This window comes from Streptomyces sp. WELS2 (assembly GCF_013870595.1).
GTDB lineage: Bacteria > Actinomycetota > Actinomycetes > Streptomycetales > Streptomycetaceae > Streptomyces.
The window spans coordinates 1-15,294 of sequence record NZ_JACBWZ010000074.1; the positions used below are offsets into that span (position 1 = coordinate 1).

General features: G+C 72.7%; 13 protein-coding genes and 3 pseudogenes. 7 read left to right on the plus strand and 9 right to left on the minus strand.

Going from position 1 to position 15,294, the window contains the following annotated elements; all coding sequences use genetic code 11:
* The coding region (locus tag H5J33_RS07425; protein ID WP_181794081.1) for an ATP-binding protein at positions 1-1,012 on the minus strand (1,012 nt) is incomplete at its 3' end.
* Positions 1,013-1,052: 40 nt separating this feature from the next.
* On the minus strand, positions 1,053-1,247 hold the full coding sequence (locus H5J33_RS07430; RefSeq protein WP_030620070.1) for a hypothetical protein: 195 nt from the start codon (positions 1,245-1,247) through the stop codon (positions 1,053-1,055).
* Between the two features lie 302 nt (positions 1,248-1,549).
* On the opposite strand from H5J33_RS07430, the gene H5J33_RS07435 reads away from it, so the two are divergent.
* Positions 1,550-1,942: an ankyrin repeat domain-containing protein gene (locus H5J33_RS07435; protein ID WP_181794082.1), complete on the plus strand. Its 393-nt coding sequence runs from the start codon at positions 1,550-1,552 to the stop codon at positions 1,940-1,942.
* A gap of 300 nt (positions 1,943-2,242) precedes the next feature.
* A pseudogene (locus tag H5J33_RS07440) lies at positions 2,243-2,927 on the plus strand (HEAT repeat domain-containing protein); the annotation flags it as partial.
* A 50-nt stretch (positions 2,928-2,977) separates the two neighbouring features.
* Here the strand turns inward: H5J33_RS07440 and H5J33_RS38630 are convergent.
* The 5 genes and pseudogenes from H5J33_RS38630 to H5J33_RS07465 form a co-directional block, all read right to left on the minus strand.
* Positions 2,978-3,073, minus strand: a pseudogene (locus H5J33_RS38630) (Ada metal-binding domain-containing protein); the annotation flags it as partial.
* A gap of 52 nt (positions 3,074-3,125) precedes the next feature.
* Positions 3,126-4,220 carry a ribosome small subunit-dependent GTPase A gene (rsgA, locus tag H5J33_RS07450; RefSeq protein WP_181794083.1) on the minus strand — a complete coding sequence of 365 codons (1,095 nt, stop codon included), beginning with the start codon at positions 4,218-4,220 and terminating at the stop codon, positions 3,126-3,128.
* A gap of 241 nt (positions 4,221-4,461) precedes the next feature.
* The gene (locus tag H5J33_RS07455) at positions 4,462-5,823 is read right to left on the minus strand and encodes a radical SAM protein (protein ID WP_181794084.1); all 1,362 of its coding nucleotides are present in this window, start codon (positions 5,821-5,823) and stop codon (positions 4,462-4,464) included.
* A gap of 58 nt (positions 5,824-5,881) precedes the next feature.
* Complete coding sequence (locus tag H5J33_RS07460; RefSeq protein WP_181794085.1) at positions 5,882-6,556, minus strand: pyridoxamine 5'-phosphate oxidase family protein; 675 nt, start codon at positions 6,554-6,556, stop codon at positions 5,882-5,884.
* Positions 6,557-6,651: 95 nt separating this feature from the next.
* Complete coding sequence (locus tag H5J33_RS07465) at positions 6,652-7,659, minus strand: hydroxyacid dehydrogenase (RefSeq protein WP_181794086.1); 1,008 nt, start codon at positions 7,657-7,659, stop codon at positions 6,652-6,654.
* A gap of 111 nt (positions 7,660-7,770) precedes the next feature.
* On the opposite strand from H5J33_RS07465, the gene H5J33_RS07470 reads away from it, so the two are divergent.
* Together H5J33_RS07470 and H5J33_RS07475 are read left to right on the plus strand one after the other, a co-directional pair.
* Positions 7,771-9,015 (plus strand): FAD-binding protein, encoded by a 1,245-nt coding sequence (locus H5J33_RS07470; RefSeq protein ID WP_399552785.1) that lies wholly within the window; start codon positions 7,771-7,773, stop codon positions 9,013-9,015.
* A 245-nt stretch (positions 9,016-9,260) separates the two neighbouring features.
* Positions 9,261-10,391, plus strand: coding sequence for an ROK family transcriptional regulator (locus tag H5J33_RS07475; RefSeq protein ID WP_181794088.1), 1,131 nt, complete (start codon positions 9,261-9,263; stop codon positions 10,389-10,391).
* Here the strand turns inward: H5J33_RS07475 and H5J33_RS07480 are convergent.
* Positions 10,312-12,111 (minus strand): annotated as a pseudogene (locus tag H5J33_RS07480) (glycosyltransferase family 2 protein); the annotation flags it as partial. The gene H5J33_RS07475 and the pseudogene H5J33_RS07480 sit on opposite strands and share 80 nt — an antisense overlap.
* Positions 12,112-12,292: 181 nt before the next feature.
* The gene (locus H5J33_RS07485; protein ID WP_003975777.1) at positions 12,293-12,556 is read right to left on the minus strand and encodes a WhiB family transcriptional regulator; all 264 of its coding nucleotides are present in this window, start codon (positions 12,554-12,556) and stop codon (positions 12,293-12,295) included.
* A 680-nt stretch (positions 12,557-13,236) separates the two neighbouring features.
* Between H5J33_RS07485 and H5J33_RS07490 the strand changes: the two genes are divergently transcribed.
* The 3 genes from H5J33_RS07490 to cofE form a co-directional block, all read left to right on the plus strand.
* The gene (locus H5J33_RS07490; protein WP_181794089.1) at positions 13,237-13,731 is read left to right on the plus strand and encodes a cysteine dioxygenase family protein; all 495 of its coding nucleotides are present in this window, start codon (positions 13,237-13,239) and stop codon (positions 13,729-13,731) included.
* A 33-nt stretch (positions 13,732-13,764) separates the two neighbouring features.
* Positions 13,765-14,724 (plus strand): 2-phospho-L-lactate transferase, encoded by a 960-nt coding sequence (gene cofD / locus H5J33_RS07495; protein ID WP_181794090.1) that lies wholly within the window; start codon positions 13,765-13,767, stop codon positions 14,722-14,724.
* On the plus strand, positions 14,721-15,294 hold a 574-nt coding region (cofE, locus tag H5J33_RS07500), incomplete at its 3' end, for a coenzyme F420-0:L-glutamate ligase (RefSeq protein ID WP_181794091.1). The genes cofD and cofE, both read left to right, overlap by 4 nt.

Genomic DNA, 15,294 nt, shown 5'->3' on the forward strand with positions numbered 1-15,294 from the left:
TGGCCAGCGCCCCGGCGAGCGCGCACTCCACGGCCAGTACGCCGTCCCGGCCGGTCAGGCAGGCGTACTCGCCGGTGCCGCCGCCGTCGACGATCAGCACATCGCCGTGGCGCAGGGCCTGCAGGGCGATGGAGCGCAGCAGGGTGGACGTGCCGCTGCCGGGGTGGCCGACGGCCAGCAGGTGCGGCTCGGTGGAGCGGATGCCGGTGCGCCAGACGACCGGCGGGACGTCGATCCGTTCCTCTCCGTAGGAGAGGGGAAGCGTGCGCTGGACCTCGCTGGGGTCGGTGTAGCCGAGGACGGTCTCGCCGGGCGCGGTGACGAAGGGCTGGGCGGGGATGTCGGCGGGCAGCGGGGCGAGGACGGTCACGGTGAGCCGGTTGGCCTCCTCGTCCCAGTCGAAGTGGTACTCGCGGCTCCGCCCGGCCTTGGCGGTGAGCAGCAGCTCGACCCGCGCGCGGGCCCCGGGCTCGCCGTCCGGGAAATAGGCGGGGTAGCGGATCTCCAGGTGGCCGACGCGCCCGGCGTCGTCGAACTCGTAGGCGGTGAAGGCCTTCTCCCACTCCCCGCCGTGGGCGTACAGCGGCGCGGGGTCCTCGGGAGCGGAGAAGCAGGGCACCAGGGCGTCGTAGAGCGCCTTGAGGCGTTCGGTCTGGGCGGCGTCGGGTCCCGCGGGCGCCGACGGGGTGCGGTCGCGGCCCTGCCAGGCCGCCGCCGCCATCACCGTGACGACGGCGAGCAGCGGCCCGTACGGCATCAGGGCCACGACCATGATCGCGGAGGCCGCGAGGAACAGCAGCGGCCCGCGTCTGTCCTTGGGCGTGTCCGCCCACCTGCGACGGCCGGCCGCGGCCAGCACGCCTAGCCCGCGCGTGACGGTGATCAGCGGATGAAGGACGTCGGTGGCGCCGTCGGCCGCCGTCCGGGCCAGCTCCCTGCTCCGGGCGAGCTGCATCCGCGCGAGCTGGGCGCTGTCCTTGCTCAGAATGCGGGGGAGAGGGCGCCGGGCCACTGCTGACTCCTGATCGTGCGTGCGGGCGGTACGGGCGGGGTCAGAACTTGATGCCGCCCAGGAGGCTGGCCAGGCTCTCTCCGCCGGCTTTGATGCTCGGCGCGATGCCCGTGGTCGACAGGTAGAAACCGAACAGGGCCGACACCGTGGCGTGCGAGCCCTTCAGTCCGTCCTTGCGGAAGAACAGGAAGACGACGATGCCGAGCAGCAGCACGCCTGAGAGGGAGAGGATCATTTGGGGCCTCCTGGTGTCGAAGGTGGGGGACAGTCACCATGAGTTCTTCCAGGATCACAGGATGTATCCATACGATTAAAGGTGCAACTGGGTGAAAACCGGCGGTTTCCGCCCGCCCGGAGGAAGTGGATGCGGCCCGGTCGACCAGTGCTGTTGCCTCCTGCGGGGCCCGTCGGTGATCTTTACCTCGGGCACATCGGGTCATGTGCCCCGAGAGCCAGTACGCTGGCGATTCACTCGTACGAAGCAGTCCCCGCAGCAGCGGAGCAGTCCCCCAATCAGCATGGAGAGGCGGTCCGGCCATGAGTGAAGCCCCCGACCCCGAGGTCGTGGAGCTGGCGACCAAGATCTTCGATCTGGCCCGGCAGGGGCAGACCGAGGCGCTCGTGGCGTATGTCGACGCGGGTGTCCCCGCCAACCTCACCAACGACCGCGGCGACTCCCTGGTGATGCTCGCCGCCTACCACGGCCACGCCGACGCGGTACGCGCGCTGCTCGCCCGCGGCGCCGCCGCCGACCAGATCAACGACCGGGGCCAGACCCCGCTCGCGGGTGCCGTCTTCAAGGGCGAGACCGATGTGATCAAGGCCCTCCTGGAGGGCGGGGCCGACCCCTCCAAGGGCACGCCGTCGGCCGTCGACACGGCCCGGATGTTCGGCAAGACGGAGCTCCTGGAGCTGTTCGGCGAGCGCTGAGGCGAATATTCCGACCAGCAACGACACGGAAAACGGGGGAGGCGGTACAGGGCCGCCGGAAATACGGTCGCGGCAGCACACAGCGCGGGTCATCATGACGACGTGATTCACGGACGCGATGGCTGGGCAGGTGTTGCCGCACCGCGCGGGCCGTGATGCGGTCCGCATGGGCCACCGACGAGAGGTAGAGAGAGATGGTCTACAGCAAGCAGGAAACGGCGGGCGCTCCGACGTTGTGTCGCGCGGCCAGGTAACGCGTGTTCACCGGTTGCGTCGACGCTTGATGTGAGGCTGTTTCCCATGTTCGATCCGGTCATAGCGCCCAGCGGCACCCTGCTCGGGCTGCTCCAGCGCGGCCGTGGCGACGGCACGCTGCACGCGCTGACGGCCCCGCGCGCCGAGGCGCTCGCGGCCCTGAACCACTGTGTGCTGCGCGACCCCCGCCACGACTGGCAGGTGGAGAACCGCTCCCTCTACTACGCCCGGCTCTACCTCGACCTGAACGGCGGACTCGACGCCGTGGAGGCGCACCTCTTCGACGCCGAGGACGTGCTCGACACCGACGAGTCCCGCACCGGCCTGGCCCTCGCCGTCCTCGGCCACCTCGCCTCCTACGGCCGGCGGGACGCCCTCGACCTGCTGCGCAGGTACGCCGCGCACGGCTCCAACTGGGCCTGGGCGCTCGACGAGCTGGCCCTGCGGGACGACGACGCGGGCCTGCGCGCCCTCGCCACCCCCGTCCTGGCCCGCTTCGCCACCGACCCCGAGGGCGAGGCCGAACTGGCCGCCGCCGTGCGCGACGCCTTCGAACCGCGGCCCTGGCGGCTGTGGGCCGAGGATCCGCGCCCGTCGATCGCCGCACGCGTGCGCGCCGCCCAGGAAGCTGGCTGTTTCGACCGCTGGCAGCGGCAGATGCGCCCCACCGGCCCCCGGCCCGGCTGGAGCGTGCGCGCCGTCTTCGAGTGGGCCCAGCAGGGCAGCGAAGAACCGCACGTTGTGCCGTTTCGGCGGCACGGCCGGGCAGCTGGGACGGCAGTAGACGCCGGTGGTCTCGACGGCGAAGAAGAACACCCCGTCGAACCGCGCGTCCCGGCTGCGTACCGCCTCGTACCTGCTGTCTTCGTCCTTCACGTGTCCCAGTGTGGGCCGGGAGGGAAGGACGGGGCCAGCGGGAATCGGACACCTAGCTCCGGCGGCCGCGCTTGGCCTCCATCGCCGCCCTGCCCTCGGCGCCCTTGCGCTTCCAGTCCCGGCGGAGTTCCGCGCGGACCCGGGCGTCGGTCTTGGCCGCGATCCACTGGTTCTCCCGCATCAGCTTGCGGTAGCTGTCCAGCCGCCGTTCGGTCAGGGTGCCGTCGGCCACGGCGGCGCGCACCGCGCACCCCGGCTCGCTGTCGTGGGCGCAGTCGTGGAACCGGCATCCCTCGGCCAGTTCCTCGATCTCGGCGAAGACCTGTCCGACGCCGCCCTCCGCGTCGTAGAGGCCGACGCCGCGCAGCCCGGGGGTGTCGATGAGGACCCCGCCGGTGGGCAGGGCGAGCAGGTTGCGGGTGGTGGTGGTGTGCCGGCCCTTGCCGTCGACGTCCCGGGCGGCCCGCACGTCCATGACGTCCGCGCCGACGAGCGCGTTGGCGAGGGTGGACTTGCCGGCGCCGGACTGGCCGAGCAGCACGCTCGTACCGGAGCCGACGAGTGCCACGAGCACGTCGAGCCCGTCGCCGTGCAGGGCGCTGACGCCGAGCACGGGCACGCCGGGCGCGCTGGTCTCCACGTCCCGCACGAGGTGGGCGAGGGTGACCGGGTCGGGCACGAGGTCGGCCTTGGTGAGGACGACGACGGGCTGGGCGCCGGACCCCCAGGCGAGGGCGAGGAACCGTTCGACGCGGCCGAGGTCGAGTTCCACGGCGAGCGACACGGCGACGACGGCGTGGTCGACGTTGGCGGCGAGGATCTGTCCCTCGGACCGCTTGGAGGAGGTGGAGCGGACGAAGGCGGTGCGGCGGGGCAGACAGGCGCGCGCGTAGCGCGGGTCGCCGTCGGGGTCGACGGCGACCCAGTCCCCGGTGCACACGACCTTCATCGGGTCGCGGGGTACGACGTACTCGGTGTCGGCCCGGACGGTGCCGGCCGCGGTGACGACGTCGCACTGGCCCCGGTCGACCCGCACGACCCGGCCGGGCACCAGCCCGTCGGCCGCGTACGGGGCGAACGCGGCGGCCCAGTCCTCGTCCCAGCCGTAGGGAGCGAGCGCGGAGAACACAGCGGAGGTGGAAGACAAGGGGAAAGACCCTTCGGCGCATGAGCGGCCCCGGCCGGCCGCGCGGGACGCGCGGTGGGTTCAGCCGGTGGCCACGGAGGTGAACGTGAGGAGTTCCTGGATGTGGGCAGCGCCCGGCACAGTGACAGCCATCGGTCGACACCTCCTCGTTCCCACTCGCGCGTTCGCACGCCACCTCGGCGTGTGCTCCGACTCTAGCCCGCGGGCCGGGTCGTGCGTCAAAGGGTTTTCCTCCGGCTCCTCAACCCGCCGTGGAAGCCGCCCCGTCGAGCTCTCGCCCGGTGTCCGGTCCGTCCGCGGGCAGGCTGTCCATGAAGGAGCTGACGGAGAACACGGCGCGGCCGGGTCCGGGCGGGCCGTAGCCGGGCGGGGAGGACAGGCCGAAGTCGTCCATGGTCTGCCGGTAGGCCTCCAGCAGGCGGATGTGGTACTCCAGCGGCGCGCCCTGCGGGTTGGCCTTGCCGAGCGGGGTGGTGGGCTCCGGGCACCAGGTGGTGAAGCGGGGCGTGATGCCGTGGGACATGAAGAAGCGCAGGCCCTCGGTGGTGGAGGCGATGGCCTCGTCCACGGTGGTGAAGCCGAAGGGCTCGGCCATCTCCACGCCCGCCACGAAGTTCGGGATGACGTTGCGCGCGCCGAACACCTCGGCGGAGTCCAGGATGCGGCGGTGCCACTCGTCCCGGCCGACGTAGCGCTCCTTGCCGGGGCAGTACAGCTCGAACAGCCGGCGGTCCCACACCTCGAAGTTGGGGTGGTAGATCTGCACGCCGTAGTCCTTGAACCGCTGTACGTCCGCCTTGGGCAGGGCCTGGGCGACGACCTTGCCGATCCAGCGGCCCGGGAAGCGCTCCTCGATGGCCTTGGCGTAGTGGCCGTAGAAGTCGGCCTCGTCCCGGCCCGCCACCTTGGAGGTGATGGCGCCGCCGGTGAGGGTGTAGGCGGTGGACGCCTTCTGGGTGTCGTACCGGTCGATGATCTCCAGGGCCTCGAGGACCTCCTCGACGTCCTTCACCCCGGTGTACGGCCGCCCGGCCGCCTTGTGCTGGCGCCAGTTGTGGTTGATGTCGCAGTACTGGCACTCCTCCTTGGCGCCGAAGTACTGGCAGACCCGGAAGACGGTCAGATAGATCAGGTAGCCCCACTGGATGGTCGGTGCGACCTCCATCACGGACTTCCCGTTGGACAGGGTGTGCCGGTAGTACTCGGGCATCGGCGGCACCCCGACGTCGGCGATGCGCGTGCCGTCGAGGTAGAGCCCGAGCAGCCCCTCCTCGTCGGCGGCGACCCGGTACGGCGAGGCGGGGTTCACCCGTACGGAGACGACCGTGCGCCGCAGGCCGTACGGGCCGCCGGTGAGGATGATCTCCTCCGGGGGCCGGCGCAGCGCGGCCTCGCCCAGCTCCGGCAGGGTGCCGTGGTCGAAGGAGAAGATGAAGTAGGACTTCGGCTTGACGTCCCCGGCCGCCTCGTTGGCGGTATCGCTCAGGGCGGACTTGTCGAAGGCGACACCGCCCCGCAGCAGGTCCTCTTTGAAGACGGCCTCCCGCGGGACGTGCGGGAACCGCTCCATCAGATCCTCGACCAGCGCGGTACGACTGCCCATTCGTCTGTCTCCTCCCGGTTCAGGCGTACGGATGACACCGTATGCCCCCGCCCGGGGCTCAGCCGTGCCGGGTCCCCGCCCGGCGCGCGATGTGGTCGGGTACGGGGGTGCCGGGCGGCAGCGCCGGGTCGGGTACGGGGGTGCCCCAGACTCCGGTCAGCGGCAGGACGCCGGCCCACAGGCCGAGCGCGGCGTCGGGGCCGTCGCCGTCGTCGGGGGCGCCGGTGCGGATCTTGACGGAGGCCTCTTCCAGGGAGAGGGCGAGGACGGTGGTGGCGGCGAGTTCCCTGCGGTTCGGGCGGCGGGCGTAGGACCACTGCCCGGGGGTGGCGTGCTCGGTGAGCCGGCGCAGCCCCTCCAGCTTCTCGTCGGGGTCGGTGACCTCGCGCGCGTCGCCGTGGATCACGGCGCTGCGGTAGTTCACCCCGTGCTCGAACACCGACCGGGCGAGGACCAGCCCGTCGACGTGGGTGACGGTCACACACACCGGGAGGCCGCCGGCCAGGCTGCGGCTCGCCACGGACCCGTGCACGTAGAGCTGCCGCTCGTCCCGGCCGTACACGGTCGGGACGACGAGCGGCCGGCCGTCGGTCACCACGCCCAGGTGGCAGACGAAACCGGCGTCCAGGATCGCGTTCAGGTCGGCCCGCTCCAGGCTGCCCTGCTCGCGCAGGCGGCGGTGCCGGGTGCGGTCGGTCACGGGGAGCCGGGAGGGGAGGTCATCGGTAGCCATGCCGGGAAGCTATCGAAACAGCCCGAGTGCGGCGAGATTTTTTACGGTTTCCCTGGTGCTTTCCTGGTCGAACCACGAAATCCGTCGTCGGATGGTCACGCCGTGCGTTCCAGCACCGCCCGGTCCACCGCGTGCCGCAGCGGCTCGCCCGACGCCAGCCGTTCGGCCTCCTCCACCATGGCCCGGCCGAGGCGCGCCACCTCGTTGCCCAGCGAGCCCGCCAGGTGCGGGGTGACGAAGGCGTTCGGCAGGTCGTACAGCGCGGAGGCGGCGGGCAGCGGCTCGGGGTCGGTCACGTCCAGGACGGCGCTCAGGCGTCCGGAGCGCAGGTGCGCGATCAGCGCCTCGTGGTCGACCAGGGCGCCGCGCGCGGTGTTGATCAGCACGGCTCCGTCGCGCATCAGGCCGAGCCGGCGGGCGTCGATCAGCCGGCGGGTCTCGGCGGTGTGCGGGGCGTGCAGGCTGACGATGTCGCAGGTGCGCAGCAGGTCGTCCAGCGGCAGCAGCGGTACGCCGAGCCGGGCGGCCCCGGCGGCGTCCACGTACGGGTCGGCGAGCGTGACGTCGAGGTCGTGCGGGCGGAGCAGCTCGATCAGGCGGCGGCCGACCCGGGAGGCGCCGACGATGCCGACGCGGCGGCCGTGGTTGCCGATGCCGGGGAGGACGCCGTCGTAGGGGAAGGCCCGCCGGGCGCGTGTCTCGTCGCGGAGGGCGAAGACGTTCTTGCCGGCGAGCAGGATCATGGCGAGGGTGTACTCGGCGACGGGCCGGGCGTTGGCCTCGGCGGCCGAGGAGACGGCGATGCCCCGCCGCCACACCTCCGGGGTGGTGAACCCCTTGACGGAGCCGGCCGCGTGCAGCACGGCCCGCAGGCGCGGGGCCGCGTCCAGGGCGGCCCGGTCCAGGCGGGGGCAGCCCCAGCCGGTGATGAGGAGCTCGGTCCGGGCGAGCGCTTCCCGCACCCGGGGCTCGGTGAAGTCCTCGGCCACCAGGGCGGGATCGATGTCCACGCACGCCCGCAGCCGCTCCAGCAGCTCCGGCGGGAACACCGCCGGCACGTTCCGCGCTGTCATGGCGAACAGGGCGCGGGGCCGCTCGGTCAAGGAAAGGGCCTCCCGGCTCGGTGACGCACGGACAGCAACCGTTCTCTACGGTAGGTCCCGGCCGATGAGAGGGTCAATGGATCACCACGCGTGGGAGACGGGATGACGGACGTGACGGAGACGGTCACCAACTGGGCGCGCAGCATCACCTACACGGTCAAGGAGTTCCACCGCCCGCGGTCGGTGCCGGAACTGCGGGAGGTGGTGGCGGGCAGCGCGAAGGTGCGGGTGCTGGGCAGCGGGCACTCCTTCAACCGGATCGCCGACCCCGGCGAGGAGGGGGTGCTGGTGTCGATCGCCGGTCTGCCGCCGGTGATCGACGTGGACACCGCGGCCCGTACGGTCCGGGTCTCCGGGGGCGTCCGGTACGCCGAACTCGCCCGGGCGGTGCACGCCCGGGGGCTGGCCCTGCCCAACATGGCCTCGCTGCCGCACATCTCGGTGGCGGGCTCGGTGGCGACCGGCACCCACGGCTCGGGCGTGGACAACGGTCCGCTCGCGGTGGCCGTGCGGGAGGTGGAGCTGCTCACCGCCGACGGCTCGACGGTGACGATAGGCCGCGACGACGCCCGCTTCGACGGCGCGGTGACCTCGCTCGGCGCCCTCGGCGTGGTCACCGCCCTCACCCTGGATCTGGAGCCGGCCTACGAGGTCGAGCAGTACGTGTTCACCGGACTGCCGCTGGAGGGGCTGGACTTCGAGGCGGTGGCGGGGTCGGCGTACAGCGTGAGCCTGTTCACCGACTGGCGGCGGCCGGGTTTCGGGCAGGTGTGGGTCAAGCGCCGCACCGATCAGCCCGCGGTCGACTTCCCGTGGGCCGAGCCGGCGACCGAGGCGATGCATCCGGTGCCGGGGATGCCCGCCGCCAACTGCACGCGCCAGTTCGGGGTGCCGGGGCCCTGGCACGAGCGACTGCCGCACTTCCGCGCCGAGTTCACGCCCAGCAGCGGTGAGGAGATCCAGTCGGAGTACCTGCTGCCGCGCACGGCCGCGCCGGCGGCGCTGCTCGCGGTGGACGCCATCCGGGAGACGGTCGCCGGGGTGCTCCAGACCTGCGAGGTGCGCACGATCGCCGCCGACCCGCAGTGGCTCGGCCCCGCCCACGCCCGGGACTCGGTCGCGCTGCACTTCACCTGGGTGCGGGACGAGCCGGCGGTGCTGCCGGTGGTGCGCCGGCTGGAGGAGGCGCTGGCCCCGTTCGATCCGCGTCCGCACTGGGGGAAGGTGTTCGGCATCCCGGCGGCGGACCTCCGCGACCGGTACCCGCGGCTCGCCGACTTCCGCGCGCTGGCCCGTGCGCTGGATCCGTCGGGGGCGTTCACCAACGGCTTCGTGCGGGACCTCCTCGGGGACTGACCGGCCGGCCCGCCGTGGCGCTCGCCGGGCCGGGCGCCACGGTGCCTCGGTCCGGGGCGGTCCGCCGCGACGCCCCGTCCCGGCCGGGCACCGCGGTGTCCCGGTGACGCTGCCCCGGCGGACCGCCCCACTTTCTCCACCCCCTTTCCTAACCCCTTGTCGAACCGGACGCCCAGCCCATAGCCTGGCGCCGCGCCGGTGTTGCCGCCTGGGCCGGGCCGGACGGGAAAGGGAGGGGCAGCCGCGTGAAGCGCACATCGCGCGACATCCGCACCGCGAACCGCTACGAGGTGCTGCGCCAGATCATCGCCGAGTCCCCCACCTCCCGGCAGGAGCTGGCCGCCGCCACCGGGCTGAGCCTGGCCACGGTGGCCACGCTCGTCGGCGAGCTGCTGGAACTGCGCCTGATCACCGAGGTCGGGTTCGAGGACTCGGCCGGCGGCCGTCCCCGGGGACTGGTCGCCGTGAACGCGTCGGGCGGCGCGCTGATCGGCGTGGACATCGCGGAGACGTACGTCCATGTCGAGCTGTTCGACCTGGCGCTGAACGTGCTGGCCCGGGCCGACGAGGACATGCGGCCCGGGGAGAGCCGGCCCGAGCAGGTGGTGGGGCACGTCGCCGCCGCGGTCGGCTCGGTGGTCGCCCAGGCGGGCGTCGAGGCGGCCCGGGTGCTCGGCGTCGGGGTGAGCGTGCCGGGCCAGGTGGACCGGGACTCGGGGGTCGCCGAGTACGCGCCCAACTGGGACTGGCACGACGTGCCGTTGCTCGATCTGCTCGCCGAACACATCGCCTACCCGCTCTACCTGGACAACCCGTTGCGCGCCTGCGCGGTGGCCGAGCTGTGGTTCGGGGCGGCGCGGGGCCGCGGGGACGCCGTGGTGGTCAACCTCGGCACCGGGGTCGGTGCCGGGCTCGCGCTCGGCGGCGGACTGCACCGGGGGGTGAGCAACAGCGCCGGCGAGTGGGGACACACCACGCTCGTGCTGGACGGCCGGCCGTGCCACTGCGGCAACCACGGCTGTGTGGAGACGTACGTCGGGGCGCCCGGCATCATGCGGAACCTGAGCGAACTCGACCCGGACTCCGCGCTGTTGCACCCGCGGGACCAGACGGCCACCATCGACGCGCTGGCCCGCGCGGTCGCCGGGCAGGACCCGGTGGCGCTCAAGGTGGTCCAGGACACCGCCCGTTACCTCGGCGCGGGCATCGCCGACCTGATCAACCTGCTCAACCCCGAAGTGGTCGTACTCAGCAGCTGGGTGGCCGCCCGGCTGGGCGAGCCGCTGCTCGACGAGGTCCGCCGGCCAGCGCACCGGTGGTGGCGGGCAGGAAGGCGTAGGCGATGGCGGCCCAGGCGCGCAGCAGCCGGGAGGTGACCAGCGGCCGGGAGGCGAGGTAGGCGGTGCATCCGGCGAGCGGCACCGAGCAGATCAGCAGGACGGTGACGGCGAGGCCGGTGGAGCCGAACAGGAGCGAGGCGAGGGTGGCGACGAGGGCCAGGTAGGGCGGTGCGGACGGGGTGCCGCCGGTGCCCGTCGGGTGCCAGGCGTCCAGGTAGCGCGACCACAGGTCGGTCGCGCCGGCCGGGACGGGCAGCAGGGCGCCGCCGGCGAGGATGCCGCCGCCGAGCAGGGCGCGGCAGGCGGCGAGGGAGATGAGCAGCAGGGCGAGGAAGAGGACGGGGGCGGGTCTGCGGGCGATCCGCTTGAGCCGGGCGAACTGCTCGACCTCCAGGAAGTCGGCGTCGTCGCCGCCGGGCCCGGACTCCACGGCGCCGCCGTGCCGGCCGGCCGAGGAGGTGTCGGTGTCGGAGCCGCCGGTGAGGTTGCCGGCGATCTGTTCCACGGTGGCCCGGACGGTGGCGCCGGGCGGCGGGAAGAGGGCGCGCAGTTCCGCCTTGTCGATGCGGGAGGGGCCGCGGCGGCGCCGGGCGGCGATGATCCGCTCGGGCCGCAGCAGGGTGCTCAGCAGGCCGCGGATCTCGTCGAGGGCCTGGCCGGGGACCTTGCCGACGAGGTAGGCGAGGGTGCGCAGGACGGTGCCGAGGACGAGCCGGAACAGCACCCAGGGCAGCGCGGCCGTACGGGTGTTGACGAGCAGGGTGTAGACGGCGCCGGCCTTGTCGACCTTGTGCGGGGAGGCGGTGGCGCGGCCGGCGCAGTCGACGGTGCGGCGTTCGCGGGAGGCGGCCTCGGCGTGCCGGACGACGGCGTCGGGGGCGACCAGGACGCGGTGGCCGGCGGTGTGGGCGCGCCAGCACAGGTCGACATCGTCGCGCATGAGGGGCAGCAGCCGGTCGAAGCCGCCGAGCTGTTCGAAGACGTCGCGGCGCACGAGCATGCCGGCGGTGGACACCGACAGCACGGTGCGGACGTGGTCGTGCTGGCCCTGGTCCTGTTCGCGGCGGTCCAGACCGGTCCAGCGGCGGCCGGAGTTGGCGATGGAGACACCGACCTCCAGCAGCTGGCGGCGGTCGTACCAGCCGCGCAGCTTGGGGCCGACGATCGCGACGTCGTCGCGGCCGAGTTCGAGTTCGTTGTCGACGACCCGCAGCAGCTGGGCCAGGGCGTCGGGTTCGGGGGCGCAGTCGTCGTGCAGCAGCCACAGCCACTGGACGGGTTCGCCGTGCGGCAGTTCGGGGATGTCGTAGGCGTCGTCGCGCCAGGTGCGGGTGACGGGGTCCCAGCCGCTGGGGCGCTTGAGGTACGGCAGGTCGTCGGGGGTGAGCCGGGGCGCGATGCGGCTCGCCTCCTCCACCGCCTGGCCGAAGCCGGTGCGGCGGGCGAGGTGCAGGACGTTGGCCTCGCCGAGGGCGTCGGTGAGCAGCCGGGCGGAGTCGTCCGCGCTGCCGGTGTCGGCGGCCACCGCGTGCTGGACGGGACGCTCCTGGCCGAGCAGCCCGGTCAGCGCGTCGGGCAGCCAGCGGGCGCCGTCGTGGGCGACGAGGACCGCGGTCACCACATGGCGCGGGAACTCGGGAGGGCGGGTCGGGTCGGACCCGGCCGAGCGGGACGGGTCGGGCCCGGCCGGGCGGGACGGGTCGAACCCGGCGGTGGCGGCGTGGTGTTGGGCGGCCGCATGGCTGTGCACGGACATCGAGGTACGGGCCCCGGTTCGATGGACTGCGGTGGACGCCCGTGTCTTCTCGCGGATCGAGGGGACAGCGGGGCGTCTCGGACGAGCGTCCACACTATCGGCTGGGCATGACGCCGGCCCGCCGCCTGTGGACAACCCACGGCCGACGGGCCGTTCGTACCTTTCGTGGTCGCGCGTACGGTCACACGGCGGCCTTCTTCAACCGGCGGCGTTCGCGCTCGGACAGGCCGCCCCAGATGCCGAAGCGCTCGTCGTTGGCGAGGGCGTATTCGAGGCACTCGGAGCGGACCTCGCAGGCGAGGCAGACCTTCTTGGCCTCTCTGGTGGAGCCGCCCTTCTCGGGGAAGAACGACTCGGGGTCGGTCTGGGCGCAGAGTGCGCGCTCCTGCCAGCCGAGTTCCTCGTCCGCGTCGTCGACCAGCAGTTGCTGCACCAGCTCGGTCATGTGCGCCCCTCGTCTGTCTTTCGCGTCCCCGTGCGTGGCCGTTACCGATATCGGCTGAACGACACGAGTGAAATTACAAGTGTGCTGCTCCGGGCGAGTCAAGCCGAGATCTGCTATTGGGCCCGTTATTCACTCTGCGGAACCAAGGCCGTGCGGAAAGTGTTCAAATCGGCATAAACCTTGACACGCAGGCGGACCCACGGGGGCGGCCCGACCCCGTACAGATCCCCTGTACGGAGAAGGACGCCTCCGTGTTCGATCCCGTTCCGTGAGGCTCGCGCGCTCGGATGTGCCCCATGTGTCCCGGGACCCCGATGAGCAAACCTTTCGCCTGCGAAATAAACCGGATGAGGTGAAACATGTCCCACATACCGGGCAGCGAGTTGACACTGCCCGTGTGAACCGCTGTCCTAGTGGGCATGCTCGCGTACTTGGCACCCGCCTCGACCCGCACCGCCGGGTCCCTCGGTGCCGCCCGCGCGCGCTGTAGCTGTTGCTGCTGTCCCAGCTGTTGAGCCAAGCCCGCTCCGGCTGTTCCCGAGCCCGTCCCGGCTCGGCCGCGTTCCGCCTTTCCCGATCCCCCTCCTGCGGGGCATCCCGTCCGCCCGTATCCCGGGCGGAGTGCACGCGTCACCCAGCTCCGGCCCCACTCTTCTTCCGCCGAGGACCACCGCACCCCCATGAACAGCGACAACGACCTCCAGATCGCCGGCGACATCCTCGAAGTCCCGCACCTGCTCCAGCCGCCGCGCGAGCACCCGGCCACCGTCGCCGAGTTCGCGGGGCTCGCCCGCTCGATCGCCGCCGACCGGGACCGGTGGACGCACCTGGTCCGCTTCGACGCCACCACCCGCTGGTACCACCGGCTGCGCACCGGCCCCGGCTACGAGGTGTGGCTGCTGTCCTGGCTGCCCGGGCAGGGCAGCGGGCGGCACGACCACGGGCGCTCCTCCGGTGTGCTCACCGTGGTGGAGGGCACGCTCACGGAGCACACCGTGCGCGGCACGCGCGCGCTGGGGGCGGGCGCGCAGCGGGTGTTCGCGCCGGGGTACGTCCACGAGGTCGTGAACGACGCGCTGGAGCCGGCGGTCAGCCTGCACGTGTACCACCCGGGGCTGACCGAGATGCCCATGCACACCTCCCCGCACTGCGAGGCATCCTCCGTAACCACCTGACGCGTTGTCGTATCCGGCTGCCACACTGTCCCCATGCGCATTGTGGTTCTGGCAGGCGGCATCGGCGGTGCCCGTTTCCTGCGTGGTCTGAAGCGGGCCGTGCCGGACGCGGACATCACGGTCATCGGCAACACCGGCGACGACATCCACCTCTTCGGGCTGAAGGTCTGCCCGGACCTCGACACGGTGATGTACACGCTGGGCGGCGGCATCAACGAGGAACAGGGCTGGGGGCGGACCGACGAGAGCTTCCACGTCAAGGAGGAACTGGCGGCCTACGGTGTCGGGCCGGAGTGGTTCGGGCTCGGCGACCGGGACTTCGCCACACACATCGTGCGGACCCAGATGCTCGGTGCCGGTTATCCGCTCAGCGCGGTCACCGAGGCGCTGTGCGACCGCTGGCAGCCGGGCGTGAAGCTGATTCCGATGACCGACGACCGCGTGGAGACGCACGTGGCCGTCGAGCTTGACGGCGAGCGCAAGGCGATCCACTTCCAGGAGTACTGGGTGAAGCTGCGCGCCTCCGTCCCGGCCCAGGCGATCGTCCCGGTCGGCGCCGAGCAGGCCAAGCCGGCCCCGGGCGTGCTGGAGGCCATCGCCCAGGCGGACGTGATCCTCTTCCCGCCGTCGAACCCGGTGGTGTCCATCGGCACGATCCTCGCCGTGCCCGGGGTCCGCGAGGCCATCGCGGACGCGGGCGTGCCCGTGGTCGGCCTCTCCCCGATCGTCGGGGACGCGCCCGTGCGCGGGATGGCCGACAAGGTGCTCGCCGCGGTCGGCGTGGAGTCCACGGCCGCCGCGGTCGCCGAGCACTACGGCTCCGGACTGCTGGACGGCTGGCTGGTCGACACGGTGGACGCGGGCGCGGTCGAGCGGGTCGAGGCGGACGGCATCCGCTGCCGGGCCGTGCCGCTGATGATGACCGACGTGGAGGCCACCGCGCAGATGGCGCGGGAGGCGCTGGCGCTGGCCGAGGAGGTGCGGGGAGCGTGAGCGCGACGGCGTCCGCCGCGGCGGGTGAGCGGGCGGAATACCGGGTCTGGGCCCTGCCCGGCATCCCCGAGGTGCGGCCGGACGACGACATCGCCAAGCTGATCGCCTCGGCCGAACCCGGCCTGGCCGACGGTGACGTGGTGATCGTGACCTCCAAGATCGTCTCCAAGGCGGAGGGCCGGCTGATGCGGGCCGACGACCGGGAGGCCGCGATCGACGCCGAGACGGTCCGGGTGGTGGCCCGGCGCGGCACGCTGCGCATCGTGGAGAACCGGCAGGGCCTGGTGATGGCCGCCGCCGGGGTCGACGCCTCCAACACCCCCGCCGGGACGGTGCTGTTGCTGCCCGAGGACCCGGACGCCTCCGCGCGCGCCATCCGTGCCGGTCTGCGCGAGACCCTCGGCGTCGACGTCGGGGTGATCATCACCGACACTTTCGGGCGGCCTTGGCGCTCGGGGCTCACGGACGTGGCGATCGGCGCCGCCGGGGTGCGCGTGCTGGACGACCTGCGGGGAGGCGCGGACGCGTACGGCAACCCGCTGAGCGCCACCATCGTGGCCACGGCGGACG